The sequence below is a fragment of the Brevundimonas sp. genome (assembly GCF_041648615.1).
GTDB lineage: Bacteria > Pseudomonadota > Alphaproteobacteria > Caulobacterales > Caulobacteraceae > Brevundimonas.
On sequence record NZ_JBAZOS010000071.1, the window covers coordinates 1 to 4,538 of the forward strand.

Genomic DNA, 4,538 nt, shown 5'->3' on the forward strand with positions numbered 1-4,538 from the left:
TCCTGGGCCTTCTTGCCCGCGTCTTCGGCGGCCATCTGGGCGGCGTAGGGGGTCGATTTGCGCGAACCCTTGAAGCCCATGTGTCCGGCCGACGACCACGAGATCGCGTTGCCCTGGGCATCGGTGATCGTGATCATCGTGTTGTTGAAGGACGCATTCACGTGGGCGACGCCCGAGGTGATGTTCTTGCGCTCGCGCTTCTTTACGCGACCCGGTTCCTTGGCCATGTGTCTGTCTTACTTCTTCTTGCCGGCGATCGGCTTGGCGGGACCCTTGCGGGTGCGGGCGTTGGTGTGGGTGCGCTGGCCGCGGACCGGCAGGCCCTTGCGGTGACGCAGGCCGCGGTAGCAGGCCAGGTCCATCAGACGCTTGATGTTCATGGACGTCTCACGGCGCAGGTCGCCTTCGACGGTGTGATCGCGGTCGATGGTCTCGCGAATCTGCAGCACTTCAGCGTCGGTCAGCTGGTTCACGCGACGGGCGGGCTCGATGCCGACCTTGGTCGTGATCTCCTTGGCGGCGTGGGCGCCGATGCCATGGATGTACTGCAGCGCGATCTCTACGCGCTTGTTGGTCGGGATGTTGACACCAGCGATACGGGCCACGAAGCTCTCCAGATACGCGTTGACGGACGCAACAAACGCTCCGGTCAACAGACCAGGAGCGCCGACGTCCTTCGCGGAAGTCGGCCTTATACAGGGGATTCCCGTCGCGTCAACGCCCGACGCGGTTTCGGGACGGCTCGATCAGCGTCCGAACTGGACGAAGACGGTGACCCTCTGGCCCTCGACCGGACGCCCCGAGGCGCTCATCGGCGGGCGGAAGCGGAAATAGGCTTCCGCCACCGTCACGGCCGCGGCGCCGTAGTTCTGTCCCGGCGGCGTCTCGCTGACCACGCGGCAGTCGTCCAGCCTTTCGTCCAGGCGGATGACGCAGCTGACGGAGCCCCGGCCCGGGCGTCGTCCACGCGGCACGACGCTGAAAATCTCGGCCTGGCTGGCGCCTCGAACGAAGCGGGGGCCGATGCCGCCCGATCCCGAGCCTTCGCCGTCCCCGTCGCCCGTGCCGGTCCCGGCGCCCGTACCGCCCTGCCCCATCCCCGGCGTCGGGCCCGCCACCGGGGCCATGCCGATCACGAGCGCAGGCTCCGGAGCCGGCGCCGGCGGGGCGGGCAGTTCACGCGGCTTGTCGGCCGGCTTCGGCGTGACGTGGATGCGCGACGGCGCGGCCGGCTTGCCGCCGCCCGGGTCGGGCGTGGGCTGCAGCGGCGGCGGGGGTGGCGGCGGAGGCGGCGTCGGACGGAACAGCACCACCTCAATGGGCGGCCCGGGCGGCAGCACCGGAATGTCGGCCTGGGTGCGCGCGATGACGGCGAACACCAGCAGGTGCGCCGCCGAAACGCCCACGACAAAGCCGGCCGTCCGCAGGCGCTTCTTCGTCAGATATGGAGGCTGGATCCGCACGCACATGTCCTATCACCCGGACATGAACGCATGGCGCGCCAAAAGGTCAGGCGAGGTTCAGGCGGCGGAGCCGTCCAGCGCCGCGTCGATAGCCTTCGCCACCTCGGCGATCGCGCCCATGCCGTCGATCTCGGTCAGCAGGCCCTTGTCGGCATAGTAGGGCAGCAGCGGCGCGGTGTTACGGTTGTAGGCGTCGAGCCGGACCTTGAAGCTCTCGGGATTGTCGTCCGGACGGCCCTGGTCGGCGAAACGGACCGCGACCCGTTCCAGCAGGGCCGCGTCGTCGACCTTGAGCCGCACGACGCGATCGATCTTCTTGCCCAGCTTGGCCAGCATGGCGTCCAGCGCCTCGGCCTGGGCCACGGTGCGGGGGAAGCCGTCGAAGATGGCGCCGCCCGCCTCCCCGGCTTCCTTCAGCCGCGCCTCGATCAGGGCGATGACGATGGCGTCCGAGACCAGGTCGCCGCGCGACATGATGGCCTGGCATTCACGGCCCAGCTCCGAGCCCGAGGCGATGGCCTCGCGCAGCATGTCGCCGGTCGACAGCTGGACCATGCCGCGGGCCTCGACCAGCCGCTTGGCCTGGGTGCCCTTGCCCGCCGCGGGCGGTCCGAACAGGATCAGATTCATCGCCGCCCCTCCCCCGAAGGGTTCTAGCGCCGGGCCGGGGCGGTGAGGCCCTTGCCCGGAGTCTTGCCCGTGCCGGCGGTCTTGCCGCGGCCGCGCAGCTTGGCCTTCTTGATCAGGCCTTCGTACTGGTGCGCCAGCAGCTGCGACTGGATCTGCGCCACCGTGTCCATGGTCACCGAGACCACGATCAGGATGGAGGTGCCGCCGAAGGCCAGGCCCGAACCGAAGTTGGCGATGACCATTTCCGGCAGAAGGCAGACCGCGGTGATGTAGGCGGCGCCGATCACAGTCAGGCGGGTCAGGACATAGTCCAGATATTCCGCCGTGCGCTTGCCCGGACGAATGCCCGGCAGGAAGCCGCCGTATTTGCGCAGGTTCTCGGCCGTGTCCTCGGGATTGAAGGTGATCGAGGTGTAGAAGAAGCAGAAGAAGACGATCAGGGCGCCGTACAGCAGCATGAAGACCGGCTGGCCGTGCTGCATCTGGGCGGTGACCAGCGGCAGCCACTCCATCCACGACGGCAGGTTGGCGTTGGCGGTCATCTGGGCCACCGTCGTCGGCAGCATCAGCAGCGACGAGGCGAAGATCGGCGGGATGACGCCGGCGGTGTTGACCTTCAGCGGCAGGAACGAACGCTCGCCCCCGGCCATGCGGTTGCCTTCCTGGCGCTTGGGATACTGGATCAGCAGCCGGCGCTGGGCCCGCTCCATGAAGACGATGAAGACGACGACGCCGATCATCATGGCGGCGATGAACAGCAGGGTGAAGGCGGACATCTGGCCCTGCTGGGCCAGGCCGAACAGACGGGCGATCGTGCCCGGCAGGACGGCGACGATGCCGGCGAAGATGATCAGCGAGATGCCGTTGCCGACGCCGCGCGCGGTGACCTGCTCACCCAGCCACATCAGGAACATGGTCCCGCCGGTCAGGGTGGTGATGGTCGAAACGATGAAGAACAGGCCGGGGCTGTCGATCAGGCCGGGCTGGGCGTTCAGGCCGATGGCGATGCCGGTCGACTGGAACAGGGCCAGGACCACGGTCAGATAGCGGGTGTACTGGTTCAGCTGCTTTCGGCCGCTCTCGCCGCCCTCTTTCCGCAGCTTCTCCCACGGCGGATAGACCGCGCCCATCAGCTGGACGATGATCGAGGCCGAGATGTAGGGCATGACGTTCAGGGCGAACACGGCCATGCGCTCGACGGCGCCGCCCGAGAACATGTTGAACATGTCGAGGATGCCGCGCTGGCCGTCCGGGTTCTGGAAGAACTGCAGGAAGGCTTCCGAGTTGATCCCCGGGATCGGCACATAGGTGCCGATGCGGTAGACCAGCAGGGCCAGGATCGTGAACAGCAGACGCTTGTGAAGCTCGGTCGCTTTCGCGAACGAGCCCATGTTCATGTTTGCTGCGAGTTGTTCGGCGGCCGAAGCCATGTGTCGTCACCCCGACTGATCAGAAGGCGGCGTATCGGACGTGAATCCGGCGCCAGCGTCCAGATAGGCGAAGGGCGCCCTCTTAGCGAGAGCGCCCCTCAAGCTTATTTTGCAGTGCGAGCCGCGGTGCGGGTCGTACGGGCCGAGATCTTGTTGGCGTCGCCGCGCGGCGCCTTGGCGGCCGGAGCCTTGCCCTTGGCGGCGTTGCGCTTCTCGACGCGCGCGGCGGCCTTGGCTTCAGCGGCGATGCGCTCCTGAACGATCGTGCCGCCGGCGGCCTCGATGGCCTTGACGGCGCCGGCCGAGGCCGACCAGACGACCAGGTTCAGCTTGGACTTGATCTCGCCGGTGCCGAGGATGCGGACGCCGTCCTTGACGCGACGGATCACGCCGGCCGCGACCAGGGCGTCGCCCTTGATCTCGCCCTTGATGTCCAGCTTCTTGGCGTCGATGGCGTCCTGCAGACGCCACAGGTTCACTTCGGCCAGCTTCAGCGCGCCCGGATTGTTGAAGCCGCGCTTGGGCATCCGCATGTACAGCGGCATCTGGCCGCCTTCGAAGCCGCCGATGGCGACGCCCGAACGGGATTTCTGACCCTTGACGCCGCGGCCAGCGGTCTTGCCCTTGCCCGAGCCCGGGCCGCGGCCGACGCGCATGCGCTTCTTGTGGGCGCCTTCGTTGTCGCGAATTTCGTTCAGTTTCATGTGCCTGATCCTTTCGGGTGCTAGCGCCTGGCTGAGCCAGACTCGGCTTTGGTAGGTGCTAGGGAATAGGGGCTAGGTTCTAGGGAAGAAAAGCGGCGGCGCGCTTCCCTAATCCCTAGAACCTAACCCCTAGAACCTACTTCTCGACGATCTCGGTCAGGTGGGCGACCTTGGCGATCATCCCGCGGACCGAGGGGGTGTCTTCCAGCGTGGACTCGCGGCCCATGCGGTTGAGACCCAGACCCATCAGGGTGGCGCGCTGGTCCGACTTGCGGCGGATCGGGCTGCCCGTCTGACGGATGGTGACGGTG

6 protein-coding genes and 1 pseudogene are annotated in these 4,538 nt (G+C 67.3%); all 7 read right to left on the bottom strand.

The window, feature by feature from the left end:
• Window positions 1–227: 30S ribosomal protein S11 (gene rpsK / locus WC555_RS15175; RefSeq protein ID WP_373254930.1), on the bottom strand; the 227-nt coding region annotated here is incomplete at its 3' end.
• 9 nt (window positions 228–236) lie between these two features.
• On the bottom strand, window positions 237–605 hold the full coding sequence (gene rpsM / locus WC555_RS15180; RefSeq protein ID WP_055832177.1) for a 30S ribosomal protein S13: 369 nt from the start codon (window positions 603–605) through the stop codon (window positions 237–239).
• Window positions 606–746: 141 nt separating this feature from the next.
• Entirely contained in the window at window positions 747–1,463 is a 717-nt protein-coding gene (locus tag WC555_RS15185; RefSeq protein ID WP_373254932.1) for an energy transducer TonB, read from the bottom strand.
• A 57-nt stretch (window positions 1,464–1,520) separates the two neighbouring features.
• Window positions 1,521–2,093, bottom strand: coding sequence for an adenylate kinase (locus WC555_RS15190; RefSeq protein WP_373254934.1), 573 nt, complete (start codon window positions 2,091–2,093; stop codon window positions 1,521–1,523).
• 23 nt (window positions 2,094–2,116) lie between these two features.
• Window positions 2,117–3,523, bottom strand: coding sequence for a preprotein translocase subunit SecY (gene secY / locus WC555_RS15195; protein ID WP_373254936.1), 1,407 nt, complete (start codon window positions 3,521–3,523; stop codon window positions 2,117–2,119).
• Window positions 3,524–3,786: 263 nt separating this feature from the next.
• Window positions 3,787–4,227, bottom strand: a pseudogene (rplO, locus tag WC555_RS15200) (50S ribosomal protein L15); the annotation flags it as partial.
• A gap of 136 nt (window positions 4,228–4,363) precedes the next feature.
• The coding region (gene rpmD, locus WC555_RS15205; RefSeq protein WP_373254939.1) for a 50S ribosomal protein L30 at window positions 4,364–4,538 on the bottom strand (175 nt) is incomplete at its 5' end.